The organism is Halovalidus salilacus (assembly GCF_031852275.1).
GTDB lineage: Archaea > Halobacteriota > Halobacteria > Halobacteriales > Natrialbaceae > Halovalidus > Halovalidus salilacus.
In genome coordinates this window covers 331,656-347,166 of the sequence record NZ_CP134700.1, presented here as the reverse complement: position 1 = coordinate 347,166, position 15,511 = coordinate 331,656, and the positions used below count along the sequence as shown (strand labels likewise).

The window sequence follows — 15,511 nt, the reverse complement described above, 5'->3', positions numbered from 1 at the left end:
CAACCGCCGGACCCCCGGCTGACGGTCCCTGCTCTCGCACGCCATGAGCACGGACCACACCCACCCGCTCGTTCGCCTCGAGACGCTCGCCCTGATCGCCGTCGGCGGCGTCACCGGGGCGAGCCTCAGACACCTCGTCGACGGGGCGTTCCCCGAGGTCGCGGCGGTGCTGCTCGTCAACGTGGTCGGCAGCGCCCTGCTGGGATTCGTGACGCACGAGGCGGTGTCCGGAGACCTCCTCGACAGGCGAACCCGCGTCCTGCTCACGACCGGCTTTTGCTCCTCGTTGACGACCTACAGCGCGTTCGCCGTCCAGACGGCGCTCGCCGGGAGTCCGCTCGCCCTCGTCGCCGTCGTCGCCGGCAACTACGGCCTCGGCGTCGCCGCCGTCGTCGGAAGCCGCGCCCTCGCCCGCCGGGTGCTCGAACGGGACGAACCGACCGCCGCGTCGGGAGGTGAGACCGCGTGAGCGCGAGCGCGAGCGCGGTCGCCATCGCCCTCGCCGTCGCCACGGGTCTCGGGTCGCCGTCACCGCTCCCGCCGGCCGCTGCGCTCGGTGGACTCGAAGCCGTCGACCCGGCGCCGGCCCACCTCGTCGGAATCGGCGGCGCGATCGGCGCGATTCTGCGCCACCTCACCTCCGTCCGCCTCCCGAGCGGGCGGTTTCCGTGGCCGACGCTCGCGGTGAACGCCGTCGGGAGCTTCGTCCTCGGCCTCGCGACCTTCTCGAGGGTCGGCGAGACGACGATGCTGCTGCTCGGCGTCGGCGTCTGCGGCGCGTTCACGACGTTCTCGACGTTCTCCCTCGAGACCGTGGAGCTGTACGAGCGGGGCGACCGCCTGCTCGCCGCGGTCAACGCCGCCGGCACCCTGATCGCCTCGCTCGCGGCGATCGGCGTGGCCTGGGCGCTGACCGCGGTCGGCCCCCTCTGAGCGCGATCCGGACGGCGTCGCACCTCCGTCGTTCGGGCGTCGGACTCGTCATTCGGACGTCTGACTGAGTTTCAAGTGTCGGTCCGTGGCCGTCGTTACCATGGTCCCGAACGCTGACGCGAACGCGACGCCGAGCGCGAACGAGAACTCGAGTTCGAGCGCGGACACGAACTCCGACTCGACCGCCGAGGTACGCGCGGAGGACGAACCGCTCCTCGACCGGGTCGTCCGGTCCATCGCGACTCGAGCGGCCGTCGAGGCGGGAGCCGATGTCTCGACCGAATCCGACGGGGTCGACCGATGCTGATCCGACTCGCCAGCGTCGCCGTGCTCTCCGACCGCCGGCGGACGGTGCTCCCGTTCACCCTCTCGATCCTCGTCGTGCTGCTCGGACTCGTCGTCTACTTCGAACTCGTCACCCTCCTGCAGCAGGCGGTCGGCGGGTGACGCGCCGACCGCGGCGCGGACGCGGCGGACGAGGGCGCCGACGACGCATCCGACACGATTTAGGCCGGCCGGGGTGAATCGACGGCCGATGCTGTCCCGGACGTATCTGCGCGAGAACCCCGAGGAGGTGCGCGCGGCCCTCGAGAACCGAGGCGCCGACGTCGACCTCGAGGCGGTGCTCGACCTCGACGAACGGTGGCGCGAACTGAAAGCCCGCGGCGACGACCTCCGCCACGAGCGCAACGAGGTCAGCGGGAAGATCGGCCGACTCAAACAGGAGGGAAAGGACGAGGAAGCCGAGGAGGCCATCGAGCGGTCGCAAAACCTCAAAGCCGAGATCGAGGAGGTCGAGTCGGAGGCCATCCGACTCGAGGACGACCTCGAGGCGGCCTTACTCGAGTTTCCCCAGGTACCCCACGAGTCGGTTCCCGTCGGCGCGGAGGAGTCCGATAACGTCGAGGCCCGCCGCTGGGGATTCGACGACCTTCGCGTCGACGCCGACGAGATCACCCCGCACTACGAACTGGGCGAAGACCTCGACGTCATCGACGAGGCGCGGGCGGCCAAGACGACCGGCTCGGGCTACTACTTCCTCAAGGGCGACGGCGCCCGCCTCGAACACGCCCTGGTCCAGTTCATGATGGACGTCCACCGCGAGCAGGGGTACGTCGACCTCTTCCCGCCGATCCCCGTCAAGAGTTCGTCCATGCGCGGCACCGGGCAGTTCCCCAAGTTCGTCGAGGACGCCTACCGGCTTGGCGGCAGCAACGAGGAGCCCTACGAGGACGAGGACCTCTGGCTCTGCCCCACCGCGGAGGTGCCCGTCACCAACATGTACGCCGAGGAGATCCTGCTCAAGGAGGACCTCCCGCTCAAGCACCAGGCGTACACCCCCAACTTCCGCCGGGAGGCCGGCGAGCACGGCACGGAAACCCGCGGCATCGTCCGGGTCCACCAGTTCAACAAGGTCGAACTCGTCAACTTCGTCGAACCCGGGGAGAGCTACGACCGCCTCGAGGGCCTGCTCGAGGAGGCCGAGGAGGTGCTGCGGCGACTCGAGTTACCCTACCGCATCCTCGAACTCTGCACCGGCGACCTCACCTTCGCCTCCGCGAAGACCTACGACATCGAGGTCTGGACGCCGGGCGACGACATGGAAGACGGCCCCGAGGAGGGCGGCCGCTGGCTCGAGGTCTCGAGCGCGTCGAACTTCGAGGACTTCCAGGCTCGCCGGACCGGCCTGCGCTACCGTCCCGAGCGCCACGAGTCCGCGGAGTACGTCCACACGCTCAACGCGTCCGGGCTCGCCCTGCCGCGCGTGATGGTGGCGATCCTCGAGTACTACCAGAACGACGACGGCACGGTGACCATCCCCGAGGCCCTGCGGCCGTACATGGACGGTCAGGAGGTCATCGAGGGCCACGAGAAGGTCGGCGAGAGCGCGCTGGGCGCCGGCGAGCGCGAGTGAGACCGGAGACGTCCTCACTGGCAACGAACGATATCGACCTCGGATAGGACGAGAACGTCGACGGAACCGAGAACCTCGCCCACGGGACGGAACCACGGCTGGAGAGACGCCGGCGAATCCGCGGAGACGGTCCGCTCTCGGAAACGCCCGTACCGGCTCTCGGAAACGAAAATATCGAAGATCGAAGACCGATTCTACAGGTAGTCGATGCTCGGGGGCAGCTCGAGCTTCATGCCCTTGCGCTCGCGGATCTCCATGATCTTCTCGCGCTGGAGGGAGTCGGACATGACCTCGAAGCCGGCGTTCTCCGTGTTCCAGGAGGCCCGACCCTCGGTCGCGGAGCGGATGTCGCTCGCGAAGCCGATCATCTCGTCGACGGGGGCGATGCCCTCGACGACCATGAGGTCGCCCTCCTGGTACATGTCGTCGACGCGGCCGCGTCGGCCCTGAATCTCGCCGGAGGCGGCGCCCATGTGGTCGTTCGGCACGTCGATGCGGACGTCCTGCATCGGCTCGAGCAGCTTGATGTGGCCGTCGATCAGCGACTTGTGGACGGCCTCGCGGGTCGCCGGGATGACCTGGGCGGGCCCGCGGTGGATGGTGTCCTCGTGGAGCTTCGCGTCGTGGAGGCGGATGAGCGTTCCCTGGACCGGCTCGTTGGCGAGCGGACCGTTGTCGAGGGCCTCCTCGAGTCCCTCGATGAACAGCTCCATCGTCTCGTTCAGGTGCTGGATACCCTTGGTCTGGTCGAGCAGGATGTTCGCGCCGTGGATGTGCTCGACGATCTGGGCGTCGTCCTTGTCCATGCCCGCCTCTATCAGCGCCTCGCGGCGCTCGAGTTCGGGCATGTCCATCGTCGCCTCGCCCATCTTGAGCGTCTCGACGAGTTCGTCCGAGAGCGGTTCGGCGGAGATGTAGAAGCGGTTGTGGCGGTTGGGCGAGATGCCCTCGACCGTGTCGCTCGCCCGCTGGACGGCCTCGCGGTAGACGACGATCGGCTCACCGGTGTGGACCGGGATGCCCTGGTTGGACTCGATGCGCTGGGTGATGACCTCGAGGTGGAGTTCGCCCTGCCCGGAGATCAGGTGCTCGCCGGTGTCCTCGTTGATCGTGACCTGGATCGTGGGGTCCTCCTTGGAGACCTGGCGGAGCGTCTCGATGAGCTTCGGCAGGTCGTCCATCGTCTTCGCCTCGACGGCCTTCGTGATGACCGGCTCGGAGATGTGCTCGATCGACTCGAACGGGGTCATCTCCTTCTCGGAGACCGTGGAGCCGGCGATGGCGTCTCGCAGCCCCGTCACCGCGGCGATGTTCCCCGCGGGGACGTGCTCGACCTCCTCGCGCTCGCCGCCCATGAAGATGCCGACGCTCTGGACGCGGTTCTTGCCCGCGGTGCCCGAAACGTACAGCTCCTGGCCCTTCTCGATCGTGCCGGAGAAGACGCGGCCGGTGGCGATTTCGCCCGCGTGGGGGTCCATCGAGATGTCGGTGACCATCAGGACGACCTCGCCGTCTTCGTCGACGACGCGCATCGATTCCGCGAGGTCCGACTCGGCGTCGCCGCGCCAGATGCGCGGAACACGTCGGGGCTGGGCGTCGACCGGGTTCGGGAAGTGCTCACAGACCATGTCGAGCACGACGTTCGACAGCGGCGTGCGCTCGTGGAGTTCCTGGCGCTCGCCGGCCTGCTCGAGGTCGATGATGTCGCCGAAGTCCATGCCGGTGCGCTGCATCGACGGCATGGAGACGCCCCACTTGTAGAGGGCCGAGCCGAAGCCGACGGTCCCCTCCTCGACGGAGACGGTCCAGTCGTCGACGTCGTCCATGTCCTCGGTCATGCCGCGGATGAGTTCGTTGACGTCGCGGATGACCTTCAGGAGTCGCTCCTGCATCTCCTGGGGCCCCTCCTGGAGCTCGGAGATGAGGCGGTCGACCTTGTTGATGAACAGCGCGGGCTTGACGCCCTCGCGCAGCGCCTGGCGCAGCACCGTTTCGGTCTGGGGCATGGCGCCCTCGACGGCGTCGACGACCACGAGCGCACCGTCGACGGCGCGCATCGCGCGGGTGACGTCGCCGCCGAAGTCGACGTGGCCCGGCGTGTCGATGAGGTTGATGAGGTGGTTGGTCCCCTCGTACTCGTGGGTCATCGAGACGTTCGCCGCGTCGATGGTGATCCCGCGCTCCTGCTCGTCTTCCTCCGTGTCCATCGCGAGCTGTTCGCCGGCCGTCTCGTCGGAGATCATGCCGGCACCGGCGAGGAGATTGTCAGAAAGGGTCGTCTTCCCGTGATCGACGTGAGCGGCGATGGCGATGTTCCGGATGTTCTCCGGTTCGTCCATCAGCCGTTCGCACTCTTGGACGATCTTTTTGCGTCGGCCCATATACCCCCCATTACCGGTACCGGGGTCAAAAGGGTAGTGTTTCGTCTTCGCCCGAATCGCCGCGAAGACCCCTCGAGCGGAGCGAACGTCCACTTTACGCGAGTGAATAGCACGCACTTTACGGACGCCAGCCGTCGCGCCCCGCCGCGGACGGTGCGCCGCTGCGTCGCGACCAACGGTGGCGGTGGAATCGCGATCGGGGGTGGCGTCCGGGTACGGCGCTCGAGCGACGGGATCCGTTCGAGCGCGATCGCGGCGTCACCGCGTCCGAGTCGCCGCCACAGTAATAGTCTCCGAGACCCTGGTACGATCAAGCATGGATCTTCGCGTGAAGGGGCCGGGCCCGACGGCGCCGTTTCTCAGCGCCCGGGACCTCTTCGAGACCGAACACGACCTCTCTCTGCCGGTTCACGTCCACCTCCGGGACGACCCGGACGAACGGACCTGGGCCGGTCACTACGACGACCGCCACGTCCTGAACATCTCGCGGCAGGCCGCCTCGAGCGCGATGGCGCGGGAACTCGCCCTCCACGAGTTCGCCCACATGGCCCGCTACGAGGAGGCCCACCCCTCCCACACCCAGTCGACCGAAGAGGTGCTCTACCTCGCGCTCGCCGGCCGCAGCGTCGAGCGGCGCAAACTCGCCCACTGCTACCAGATCGCCAACCACATGAAGGACATCTACGCCGACGACATCACCCTCTCGGTCGGCCCGGGCGAGAAGCTGCTCGCGTTCCTCGAGGCGAGCCTCGCGGCCGCGCTCGCGGACCGACCGACCCCGCCGCAACCGGGGCTCAGGCGGCTCTCGGGCGGGGCGGACCCCGACATCACGGCGGTGAACGCGGCGTTCGCGCTGGCGCTCGTCGAGCGCCACGACCTCGTCGCGACCGATCACCACCTCTACGACCTCGCGCACGCCGCCGCGATGGACGCCCCGTCCGTCGACTTCGGGGGGTTCAAGCGCCGCTTCAAGGAGTTGAGCGACGATCCGGACGAGAGTACCTACCGGCAGGTGCTGGTCGACGCGACCCGCTCGTACGTCGGCGGCGACGGCGCCGAAGTGGCCGCTGACTGAACGCGGGGACGCGACGGGCGGGGCCGAACGGTCGATCCGTCCGCCGCGAAACAACGAAAAACGGGTTCACTTGCCGCCGGAAATGGAAGGCATAAAGAGAGTCCTCCGCGTAAATAGCGTAGTTAGCTGTTGATCTACTATGACCGGGACTTACGACGTGGCGATCGCGGGTGCGGGGCCTGCCGGCGCACAGTGCGCTCGAGATCTTGCGACGCGAGGGTACGACGTGGTCGTCCTCGAGACCGAGTCCGAAGACGAGTTTCCCCGGACCAGCAACAAGTCGACCGCAGGGACGTTCCCCTCCACGCTCTCGGCCTTCGGCATCCCCGACGAGGTCGTCCAGCACCCCACCGACAGCGTCGTCCTCGAGTCGCCCAGTAGCTACTTCGTGCGCGAGCAGGCCGGCGCCGTCCTCGAGTTCGGCGAGTTCAAAAACTGGCTCGTCGACGAGGGGCGCGAGCAGGGCGCCGAGTACCGCTTCGACGCCCGGGTGACGAAACCCGAACTCGAAGGGGACCAGCTCGTCGGCGTCCGGTACAACGGTTCGGAGACGGTGTACGCGGACATCGTCATCGACGCGACCGGCCCGAGCGCGCCGCTGGCGAAGAAGCTCGGCGTCGTCGACCTGAAGCGGGAGAACCAGGCGATCGGCATCGAGTACGAGTACGAGGGTATCGAGATCGATCACCCGGAGTACGCCGACCTCTCCGACGCGATGATGCTGCGGCTGGACCACGACGTCGCCCCCGGCGGCTACGCCTGGATCTTCCACACGGGCGAGGACACGGCCAAGGTCGGCCTCTGTTACATCCAGAGCGAGCGCTACCAGCAGTACGGCCGCGACGGGTTCACCATCGACGACTACCTCGAGCGCTGGCTCGAGTCCGACCCCCGGTTCGAGAACGCCGAGCGGATCGAGGGGAAGCAGGGCCACCGCGGTTCGGCCCACATCCAGCTGCCGACGAAGATGACCACGGACAGCTTCATCGCCATCGGCGACACCGTGCCCTCCATCGACCCCGTCTGGGGCGAGGGCATCGGCAAGTGCATGCGCTCCGGGCGGATCGCCGCGGCGACGGCCGACAGCGCCCTCTCTCCGGACGAACCCGACACCTCCGCCCAGAAGCTCTCGGTCTACGAGCGCCTCTGGCACCGCCAGGTCGCGCCCAACGCGAAAGCCCGCCTGCTCATGGCGAAGCTGCTCTACCTCGCGCCGGACGAGCGCTACGACGACTTCATGCGCGATCTGCGCGGCCTCGACGACGGCGCGCTCTCGAGGGCCAACAGCGGCGATCCGCTCGCGATCGCCAGCCTGCTCCACCTCGAGGACGTCCCCACCCTCGCGGAGCTCGCGAAGGAGGAACTCCACCTGGACGGACACCTGGGACGACTCGAGAAGCTGCTCCGGTCGCTGCGCTGAGAAGGGGTTCCGTTCGATCGAAGAGAACAGTTCGCGCCGTTCGAGAACTCGAGACGACGAAAATCGCGGAGAGCGTTAGCGTGCGGCCGCCGCGACGCGCTCTTTCTCCTCTTTCTGGCTGATCGCGTACGTCTGGACGTCGTAGTTCGCCGCGCCGATGAGCTGGGTCGCGATGGCCTCCTCGGCGGGGGTCGCCGACTTGAACGAGGCGCTGTGGACGCCCTCGGCGATGAACTTCAGCGCCTGGTCGACCCGGCGCTGCGGGGCGACGTCGACCGCCTTCGGGACGGAGATGCCGCCGTACTTCAGGCGGACGGTCTCCTCGCGCGGGGCCGCGTTCTCGACCGCGCTGACGAGTACCTGCACGGGGTTCTCCTCGGTCCGCTCGTGGACGATGTCGAAGGCGTCGCGCACGAGGTTGAGGGTCTGCAGTTTCTTGCCCGTGTTCTCCTCGGTCTGCATCAGCCGGTTGATGAAGCGCTCGACGATCGAGACCTGGGACTTCTGGAACTGCTTGCTGGCGTGGCGACCGGCCGTGTGGGCGATCGGCGTGACGTTGATGTAGCGCTCGGTCGAGGGATCGGCGTACTCGATCTCGGAGACGTCCCACGTACCGAAGAGCTTCGCCGAGAGGTCGCTCTCCTCGCCACCAACCGGCGCGTCGGGTTCGGGTTGTTCGTCTTCTGCCGACATGGTTATCGCACCGGTTTCTCCGCGTTGCCGCGAACCAGTTCGAGCATGGCGACGCCGTTGACCTTCTCGACCTTGTAGTTGACGCCCGAGAGGTCGCCCATCGCGCGACCCTTCGCGCCGCCGATGCCCGCGATGGTGACCTCGTCGTGCTCGTCGATGAACGAGATCGCGCCGTCGCCGGGGCAGAACGCGGTGACCTGCTTGCCGTTTTTGATCAGCTGGACCCGGACGCACTTTCGGATCGCCGAGTTGGGCTGTTTCGCCTCGATGCCTACCTTCTCCAGGACGATACCTCGAGCCTGCGGGGCGCCCTCGAGGGGGTCGGACTTCTCGCGGAGGCCCCGTGCGCGGCGCGCGTAGTCGGAGTCGGACCACCGCTGATTCTGGCGGTCCTTCTTGAGCTTGCGCGCGGCGTACTTGCCGTTTGCCATAGTACCCGTGGCTATCCGACGAAAGCACTTAAGCGCCCCGTTTCGCCCGGATCGTTACGCCGCGAGAGCGGTCGATCGACCCCGCTCGAGAGATCTGAGCGCGTTTCGGCGCGTCGGAGTGACGGCTCGAGCGGAGGTTAGCGCGCCTCGGCGGGCAGGAGAATTTCGAACGCCGACCCGGTCGAGACGGGCCGGCGGGTATCAGATCAGCTGGACGTCGTCGATGGCGAAGTGTCGCTCCGCCAGCGTGCGGGCGGCTTCGATCGTCCGCCCGTCCGTGCCGATCGCGACGCCGCGGTCCTCTTCCGCGACCTCGACGTAGGCGACGGTGTCGTCGTTCTCGCTGATCGTGACGTTGTACACCGCCGCGGGCGCGAAGGCGTTCGCGACGAACGACGCCGGGTCGTCGGCGTCCTCGACCAGGCGGACCGGCGCGTCGACGCGCTCTTCGAACCGCTTGACGGTCCGACCGCCGGGGCCGATCGCCTCGGCCATCTGGTCGCTCGAGACGACGATCACCAGCCGGTCCTCGGGGCCGTCGTCGCCGTCGGACTCGGGTGGCTTCGATCCGTCGTCCGCGCCGCGGTCGCCGCCACCGGTTGCAGGGCCGATCAGACAGTCGGTTCCCGTCGCGCCGGTGACGTCCTCGAACAGCGCGAGGTATCGCCGGGCGTCGTCGTCCAGGGTGACGCCCATTCTCAGTCGGCCCGACCCTCGCTCGAGTCGGACGTCGACCCCATGCGGAGGTCGACGTCGCCGGTACCGAGCTTGATCGGTTTGCCGACGATGACGTTCTCGGTGACGCCGTCGAGGTCGTCCACCTCGCCGTGGATGGCGGCGTTGAGCAGGTGGTTGACCGTCACCTCGAACGCCGCGCGGGCGAGCACCGACTGCTTCGAGCCGGAGATGCCGTGGCGGCCGATCGACTCGATCTCGCCGCGGTTGGTCATGATGTCGGCGACGAGCATCAGGTGGCGGACGTTCACGTCGTCGAGCCCCTGCTCGGCGAGCGTGTTGTTCGTCTCCTCGATGATCGTCTCGCGGGCGGCCTCGACGCCGAGGTTGCGGTAGATCTCGTGGATGTTGTTACACGTCGTCCGGGTGGCGTCGACGCCCTCGATCGAGAGGACGTCGCCGAAGGCCGACCCCTCGGTGTAGAGGACGAACTGCTCGTCGCCGTCGTCCATCTCCTCCCGACGGATGACGACCCGAGAGATCTCCTCGATCCCCTTGAACGTGATGTCCCGAAGCTCCTCGACCAGTTGCAGGAGGTCGCGGTAGGAGGGATCCTCGGGACCGAACTCGATGGTCGTCCCCTGCTGGACCGTGCTCACGCCCAGGTGGTCCTCGATCGTCTCGGCGACCTCCTCCGGCGTGATCATCCGCTCTTCGAGCGTGTCGCGGTTGAGCGAGATCTGCACCCGCATGTCCGCCACGTTCGTCGAGACGTCGCCGAGCGCGAGGATCCTCGTCGCCTCGATCTTCCAGACGACCTCGTGGGCCTTCTCGCGCTCGGTGGCGTACTCGTCCTCGAGGTAGACCGTCATCATCGGCGTGTCGGGGGTCTTCCGGGCGTCGACCAGCTCGATCAGTCGCGGAAGCCCCTGGGTGACGTCGATCTCGGCGACCCCCGCGTAGTGGAACGTGTTCATCGTCAGCTGCGTTCCGGGTTCGCCGATCGACTGGGCGGAGACGGTGCCGACGGGGTCGAGCGGGTCGACGCGCGTGTCGACGTACTTCGACTCGACCGCGCGCGTGATCTCTTCCGCCTGTTCGAGGGTGACGGCGTCCCGGCTCTCGATCGTCTCGTAGACCCGATCCTTCAGCCGGCGGGGGAGGTCCGCGTCCTCGACGACGGCGACCACGTCGTCGCTCACGTCGTAGTCGACCTCAGTCATCGGAGCTCACCCCCTGTTCCTCGACGAGACGGCGACTGTCCGCGTGCTCGGAGAGGTTGGTTGGCAGGGGCTTCGTCCCGAGGAACTGCTCTTTCTCCTCTTCGGAGTCGAACTCCTCCTCGAGGATGCGGTCTGCGATGGTCTCCACGTCGATGTCGTGGTCCTCGCCGGAGGCGACCATCACGGGCGAGGTGCCGTCCTCGCCGAACTCGAACTGGACGATGGTGTCCGAGGTGTCCCGGACGGTGCCGTCGTACTGCGTCTCGAGTTCGGAGAGCGCGTTGATCAGCCGGCGCTGGAGGTAGCCGGACTTGGAGGTGCGGACCGCCGTGTCGACCAGCCCCTCGCGACCGCCCATCGCGTGGAAGAAGAACTCCCGCGGGGTGAGGCCGGCGGTGTAGGAGTTCTCGACGAAGCCGTGGGCCTCCGCCGAGAGGTCGTTGCGCTTGTAGTGGCTGAGCGTTCGGTTCTCGTAGCCGCGGTTGATGCGCTCGCCCCGAACCGCCTGCTGGCCGACGCAGCCGGCCATCTGGGTCAGGTTGAGCATCGAACCGCGGGCCCCGGAGTTGGCCATCACCACCGCGGGATTGTCCTCGGTGAAGTGCTCCTCCGCGATGTTCCCCGCGTTGTCGCGGGCGCGGCTGAGCGTCTGCATGATCTTCATCTCGAGGGTCTCGTCGATGGTTCGGCCCGGCAGCGACTCGAGTTCGCCGCGGTCGTAGGCCTCGATGAGCTCCTCGACGCGATCGTTGGCGTCCTCGATCGTCTCGTCGATGCGCTCGCGGGCCTCCTCCGGGATGGTCTCGTCGTCGATGCCGATCGAGAACCCGAAGTGCATGATCGCGCGCATCGCGAGCGTCGAGACCTCGTTGATGAAGATCCGGGCGCGCGTGTTGCCGTAGACCTTCGTGATCGTGTCGACGATCTCCCCGCCGAACTCGCCGACCTCGTCCTCGGCGATCGTCCCCTCGACGAGCTGGCCGTCCTCGACGATCACGTCGTCGCCGATCGTGCCGGTGAACTCGAGGTTGAGATCGTCGGGCAGCAGCTCGGAGAAGACGGCTCGGCCGGTCCAGAACGGCACGCCCTCGTCGTCGAGCCCGCTGGGTTCCGGCAGTTCGTCGATCCGGGTGGCGCGCAGGAGGTCGAGCGCCTGCGTCTCGTTGAACCGCGGGTTGTCGTGAGTGAGCAGGTAGGTCCCGGAGATGTGGTCCTGGATCGCGCCGATGATGTTGCCCCCGAACCGCGGGCTCAGGATCTGCTCCTGGACGCGCATGAGAACGCGCGCTTCCGCCCTCGCCTCCTCGTTCTGGAGGGCGTGCATGTTCATCTCGTCGCCGTCGAAGTCGGCGTTGTACGGCGGACAGACGACGGTGTTCAGCCGGAAGGTCTTGTACGGCATGACCACGACCTCGTGGGCCATGATCGACATCCGGTGGAGCGAGGGCTGGCGGTTGAAGATGACGATGTCGCCGTCGATCAGGTGGCGGTTGACCTCCCAGCCGGGCTCGACCTTCTCGGCGAGCGCCTCGCAGTTCTTCTCGGTCACCTTCAGCCGGCGACCGTCGGGTCGGCGCACGTAGTTCGCGCCGGGGTGGCCCTCGGGCCCGTTCGCGACGTACCGGCGGGCCTGCTCGAGGTTGCGCTCGGTGACGTTCATCGTCTGGGTCATCTCCTTGGCAACGCGGTCGGGGACGCCGACCTCGTTGAGCGAGAGCGTCGGGTCGGGCGAGATGACGGTTCGGGCGGAGAAGTTGACGCGCTTCCCGGACAGCGAGCCGCGGAAGCGGCCCTCCTTACCCTTCAGACGCTGGGAGAGGGTCTTCAGCGGTCGGCCGGAGCGGTGGCGGGCCGGCGGCGTGCCGCTGATCTCGTTGTCCATGAACGTCGTGACGTGGTACTGCAGCAGTTCCCAGAGGTCCTCGATGATCAGCTGGGGGGCGCCGGCCTCGCGGTTCTCCATGAACCGCTGGTTGATCCGGATGATGTCGACCAGCTTGTGCGTGAGGTCGTCCTCGGAGCGCTGGCCGTTGTCGAGCGTGATCGACGGCCGCGCCGTCACGGGCGGGACGGGGAGGACGGTGAGGATCATCCACTCCGGCCGGGAGCGCTCGGGGTCGATCCCGAGCACCTCGATGTCCTCGTCCGGGATGTCCTCGAACCAGTCGCGGATGTCCGAGGGCATCAGCTTGTTCGTGTCCTCCACGGTGAGGTCGATGTCCAGGGCCTTCTCGATGGCCTTGCGCTGTTGTTCGCGCGGTCGGAACGACCCCGAGAGGATCTCGTTGATCCGGGTGAGGTCGATGTCGGTCTTCTCGGCGAGTTCGTCGGGCGTCGTCCGCTCGACGCCGGCCTCCTCGTCGCCCTGCATCGCGCCCGCGATGCGCTGGGAGTACTCGCTCGTCAGCACCTGCTGGACCTCGTAGTACGTCGTGGGCTTCTCGTGTTCGATGTCGTACTGGATCTCGCCGCAGAACGGACAGCGGTCCTTCTTCCGGGCCTGCCGGATGGCCGCCTTGGTCACGTCGTTCAGGTCGCGGCCGAGCTTTCGCGACTGGTCGATCTGGGCGCGAAACTCCTCGCGCTCGTCCTCGGTCAGGAGCAGGCGCGAGCACTCGCGGCAGGTCCCCCGCAGGAGCCGCCGGATGAGCTTCGTGAAGCCGACGTGGATCACCGGCGCCGCCAGTTCGATGTGGCCGAAGTGGCCGTTACACGACCCGGAGTGCTTCCCGCAGGTCTTGCACTCGAGTCCGGGGTCGATCACGCCGAGACGGGGGTCCATGAGCCCCATGTCGATGGGGAACCCGTCGTCGTCGTACGTGTCGGCGGTGATGATCTTCGTCGCGCTCATGTCCCGGTACTCCTCGGGCTCCATGAGCCCGAAGTTGATCGATCCGATGTCCTTGGGTGTCGAGTTCCGAATCATTCTAGACGGCGTCCTCCAGTTCGAGTCGCGGCGCGATGCCGAGCGCCTTCATCTCGTCGAGTAAGAGCTTGAAGGCGTAGCTCATCTCGATCTCGTGGATATCTGTCTCCTCGTCGCAGTTCGGGCAGTAGACCCGGCGTTGCTCGACGTTCTCCACCGCGGACATCCCGCAGTTGCCACAGACGTGGATGAACTCGCGGTCGGACTCGTCGAGCAGGCGTTCTTTGAGCGTCATGGCCGCCCCGTGGCCGATGAACACGTCGCGTTCCATCTCCCCGATACGGAGGCCGCCCTCGCGGGCGCGACCCTCGGTGGGCTGGCGGGTCAACACCTGCACCGGCCCGCGCGAGCGGGCGTGCAGTTTGTTCGAGACCATGTGGTAGAGCTTCTGGTAGAAGATCACGCCCACGAAGATCTCGGCGTCGATCTTCTCGCCGGTGACGCCCGAGTACATCGTCTCCTTGCCCGCGGAGTTGAAGCCGGCCTCCTCGAGGCCCTGCCGGAGTTCGTCCTCGTCCTCGCCGAGGAACGGCGTGCCGTCGACGCGACGGCCCTCCATCGCGCCGAGTTTGCCGCCGATCATCTCGAGGATGTGGCCGACGGTCATCCGCGAGGGCAGCGCGTGGGGGTTGACGACGAGGTCGGGCACGACGCCCTCCTCGGTGAACGGCATGTCCTCCTGTGGCGCGAGGTGGCCGACGACCCCCTTCTGGCCGTGCCGGGACGCGAACTTGTCGCCAAGTTCCGGAATGCGCTCGTCGCGCACGGAGACCTTCGAGAGCTTCGAACCGTCCTCGCCCTCCATCAGCGTGACGGTGTCCACCACGCCGGACTCGCCGGATCGCATCGTGACGGAGGTCTCGCGGCGCTTCTGGGGCGAGAGGCCGCCCATGTCGTCGGGCTCCTCGAGGAACCGCGGCGGGCTGGTCTTCCCGAGCAGGACGGAGTTCTCGTCGACCTCCGTCTCGGGGTTGACGAGGCCGTCCTCGTCGAGGTGGGTGTAGGCCTCCTCGCCGCGGGCCCCGCGGACGTCCTGGGAAGGGATCTCGAAGCGATCCTCCTGACCGCCGGGGTACCGTCGTTCCTCGCCCTCGTAGGTGCGGAAGAAGTGCGAGCGGGCGAGCGCGCGCTCGACGGAGGCCTTGTTCATGACGAGGGCGTCCTCGATGTTGAACCCCTCGTAGCTCATCACGGCGACGACGAAGTTCTGGGCTGCGGGCCGGTCGTCGAAGCCGATCTGCTCGGTCGTCTGCGTCTTCACCATCGACAGCTGCGGGTAGTGCAACAGGTGCTGGCGCGTGTCCGGCCGGATGCGGTAGTTGGCCGCGGGCAGCCCCAGCGACTGCTTGATCATCCCCGCCCCCATCGTGATCCGGGGCGACGCGTTGTGCTCCGGGTACGGGATCATGCCCGCGCCGATCCCGAAGATCAGCGACGGATCGATCTCGAGGTGGGTGTGGTCCTCCGTGAGGTCGTCCTCGTCGACGGCGACGTAGATGTCCTCTTCCTCCTCGGCGTCGATGAACTCGATGTAGCCGTGGTCGACGAGGTCCTCGAACTCGAGGTCGCCGTCGCGCAGCGCCTCGAGTTCCCCCTCGGAGATGCGGGCTTCGCCGTCCTCGACGACCAGCAGCGGTCGGCGAGCGCGGCCGGCGTCGGCGTTGACGATCACTTCGCGGGTGCGCTCTTTCACCGAGACGTTGACCATCTCGGAGACGTCGCCGATGCGTCGCGCTTCGCGGATCTGTTCTGCGAGTTCGTGCGGGTCGGGGTGGGTGCCGACCAGCGACCCGTTGACGTAGACTTTGGCTTCTCGTTGTTGGCTGCTCATTGTGTGTG

14 protein-coding genes are annotated in these 15,511 nt (G+C 67.4%); 7 read left to right on the top strand and 7 right to left on the bottom strand.

The window, feature by feature from the left end:
• The first annotated feature begins 43 nt into the window (after positions 1 to 43).
• From RJT68_RS01755 to serS, 5 genes are all read left to right on the top strand, one after another.
• Positions 44 to 469: a fluoride efflux transporter FluC gene (locus RJT68_RS01755; RefSeq protein ID WP_407038665.1), complete on the top strand. Its 426-nt coding sequence runs from the start codon at positions 44 to 46 to the stop codon at positions 467 to 469.
• Positions 466 to 933 (top strand): fluoride efflux transporter CrcB, encoded by a 468-nt coding sequence (gene crcB / locus RJT68_RS01750; protein ID WP_407038664.1) that lies wholly within the window; start codon positions 466 to 468, stop codon positions 931 to 933. The genes RJT68_RS01755 and crcB overlap by 4 nt, the downstream gene beginning before the upstream one ends.
• A gap of 100 nt (positions 934 to 1,033) precedes the next feature.
• Complete coding sequence (locus tag RJT68_RS01745; RefSeq protein ID WP_407038663.1) at positions 1,034 to 1,240, top strand: hypothetical protein; 207 nt, start codon at positions 1,034 to 1,036, stop codon at positions 1,238 to 1,240.
• Positions 1,234 to 1,380, top strand: coding sequence for a hypothetical protein (locus RJT68_RS01740; protein WP_407038662.1), 147 nt, complete (start codon positions 1,234 to 1,236; stop codon positions 1,378 to 1,380). Before RJT68_RS01745 ends, RJT68_RS01740 begins: the two co-directional genes overlap by 7 nt.
• An 88-nt stretch (positions 1,381 to 1,468) precedes the next feature.
• Positions 1,469 to 2,848, top strand: a complete 1,380-nt coding sequence (serS, locus tag RJT68_RS01735) for a serine--tRNA ligase (RefSeq protein WP_407038661.1) — start codon at positions 1,469 to 1,471, stop codon at positions 2,846 to 2,848.
• Between the two features lie 194 nt (positions 2,849 to 3,042).
• On the opposite strand, the gene RJT68_RS01730 is transcribed toward serS, so the two are convergent.
• Positions 3,043 to 5,229, bottom strand: a complete 2,187-nt coding sequence (locus RJT68_RS01730; RefSeq protein ID WP_407038660.1) for an elongation factor EF-2 — start codon at positions 5,227 to 5,229, stop codon at positions 3,043 to 3,045.
• Positions 5,230 to 5,545: 316 nt separating this feature from the next.
• On the opposite strand from RJT68_RS01730, the gene RJT68_RS01725 reads away from it, so the two are divergent.
• Together RJT68_RS01725 and RJT68_RS01720 are read left to right on the top strand one after the other, a co-directional pair.
• A complete protein-coding gene (locus tag RJT68_RS01725) occupies positions 5,546 to 6,304 on the top strand; it encodes a DUF5781 family protein (protein WP_407038659.1) in 759 nt (252 codons plus the stop codon).
• A 139-nt stretch (positions 6,305 to 6,443) separates the two neighbouring features.
• Positions 6,444 to 7,724, top strand: coding sequence for a digeranylgeranylglycerophospholipid reductase (locus tag RJT68_RS01720; RefSeq protein WP_407038658.1), 1,281 nt, complete (start codon positions 6,444 to 6,446; stop codon positions 7,722 to 7,724).
• A gap of 75 nt (positions 7,725 to 7,799) precedes the next feature.
• Here RJT68_RS01720 and RJT68_RS01715 read toward each other — a convergent pair whose 3' ends face one another.
• The 6 genes from RJT68_RS01715 to rpoB all read right to left on the bottom strand — a co-directional run bounded on the left by RJT68_RS01715 (position 7,800) and on the right by rpoB (position 15,503).
• On the bottom strand, positions 7,800 to 8,417 hold the full coding sequence (locus RJT68_RS01715) for a 30S ribosomal protein S7 (RefSeq protein ID WP_407038657.1): 618 nt from the start codon (positions 8,415 to 8,417) through the stop codon (positions 7,800 to 7,802).
• Between the two features lie 2 nt (positions 8,418 to 8,419).
• Positions 8,420 to 8,848, bottom strand: coding sequence for a 30S ribosomal protein S12 (locus RJT68_RS01710; protein ID WP_407038656.1), 429 nt, complete (start codon positions 8,846 to 8,848; stop codon positions 8,420 to 8,422).
• 201 nt (positions 8,849 to 9,049) lie between these two features.
• The gene (locus RJT68_RS01705) at positions 9,050 to 9,544 is read right to left on the bottom strand and encodes a NusA-like transcription termination signal-binding factor (protein WP_407038655.1); all 495 of its coding nucleotides are present in this window, start codon (positions 9,542 to 9,544) and stop codon (positions 9,050 to 9,052) included.
• 2 nt (positions 9,545 to 9,546) lie between these two features.
• Positions 9,547 to 10,746 carry a DNA-directed RNA polymerase subunit A'' gene (gene rpoA2 / locus RJT68_RS01700; protein WP_407038654.1) on the bottom strand — a complete coding sequence of 400 codons (1,200 nt, stop codon included), beginning with the start codon at positions 10,744 to 10,746 and terminating at the stop codon, positions 9,547 to 9,549.
• Entirely contained in the window at positions 10,739 to 13,669 is a 2,931-nt protein-coding gene (locus RJT68_RS01695) for a DNA-directed RNA polymerase subunit A' (RefSeq protein ID WP_407040430.1), read from the bottom strand. The genes rpoA2 and RJT68_RS01695 overlap by 8 nt, the downstream gene beginning before the upstream one ends.
• A gap of 4 nt (positions 13,670 to 13,673) precedes the next feature.
• Positions 13,674 to 15,503 (bottom strand): DNA-directed RNA polymerase subunit B, encoded by a 1,830-nt coding sequence (gene rpoB / locus RJT68_RS01690; protein WP_407038653.1) that lies wholly within the window; start codon positions 15,501 to 15,503, stop codon positions 13,674 to 13,676.
• Positions 15,504 to 15,511: the final 8 nt, after the last annotated feature.

Coding starts and splice junctions, on each gene's coding strand:
- RJT68_RS01755 (WP_407038665.1), top strand. CDS start 44: ATGAGCACGGACCACACCCACCCGCTCGTTCGCCTCGAGACGCTCGCC.
- RJT68_RS01745 (WP_407038663.1), top strand. CDS start 1,034: ATGGTCCCGAACGCTGACGCGAACGCGACGCCGAGCGCGAACGAGAAC.
- RJT68_RS01740 (WP_407038662.1), top strand. CDS start 1,234: ATGCTGATCCGACTCGCCAGCGTCGCCGTGCTCTCCGACCGCCGGCGG.
- serS (WP_407038661.1), top strand. CDS start 1,469: ATGCTGTCCCGGACGTATCTGCGCGAGAACCCCGAGGAGGTGCGCGCG.
- RJT68_RS01730 (WP_407038660.1), bottom strand. CDS start 5,229: ATGGGCCGACGCAAAAAGATCGTCCAAGAGTGCGAACGGCTGATGGAC.
- RJT68_RS01725 (WP_407038659.1), top strand. CDS start 5,546: ATGGATCTTCGCGTGAAGGGGCCGGGCCCGACGGCGCCGTTTCTCAGC.
- RJT68_RS01720 (WP_407038658.1), top strand. CDS start 6,444: ATGACCGGGACTTACGACGTGGCGATCGCGGGTGCGGGGCCTGCCGGC.
- RJT68_RS01715 (WP_407038657.1), bottom strand. CDS start 8,417: ATGTCGGCAGAAGACGAACAACCCGAACCCGACGCGCCGGTTGGTGGC.
- RJT68_RS01710 (WP_407038656.1), bottom strand. CDS start 8,848: ATGGCAAACGGCAAGTACGCCGCGCGCAAGCTCAAGAAGGACCGCCAG.
- RJT68_RS01705 (WP_407038655.1), bottom strand. CDS start 9,544: ATGGGCGTCACCCTGGACGACGACGCCCGGCGATACCTCGCGCTGTTC.
- rpoA2 (WP_407038654.1), bottom strand. CDS start 10,746: ATGACTGAGGTCGACTACGACGTGAGCGACGACGTGGTCGCCGTCGTC.
- rpoB (WP_407038653.1), bottom strand. CDS start 15,503: ATGAGCAGCCAACAACGAGAAGCCAAAGTCTACGTCAACGGGTCGCTG.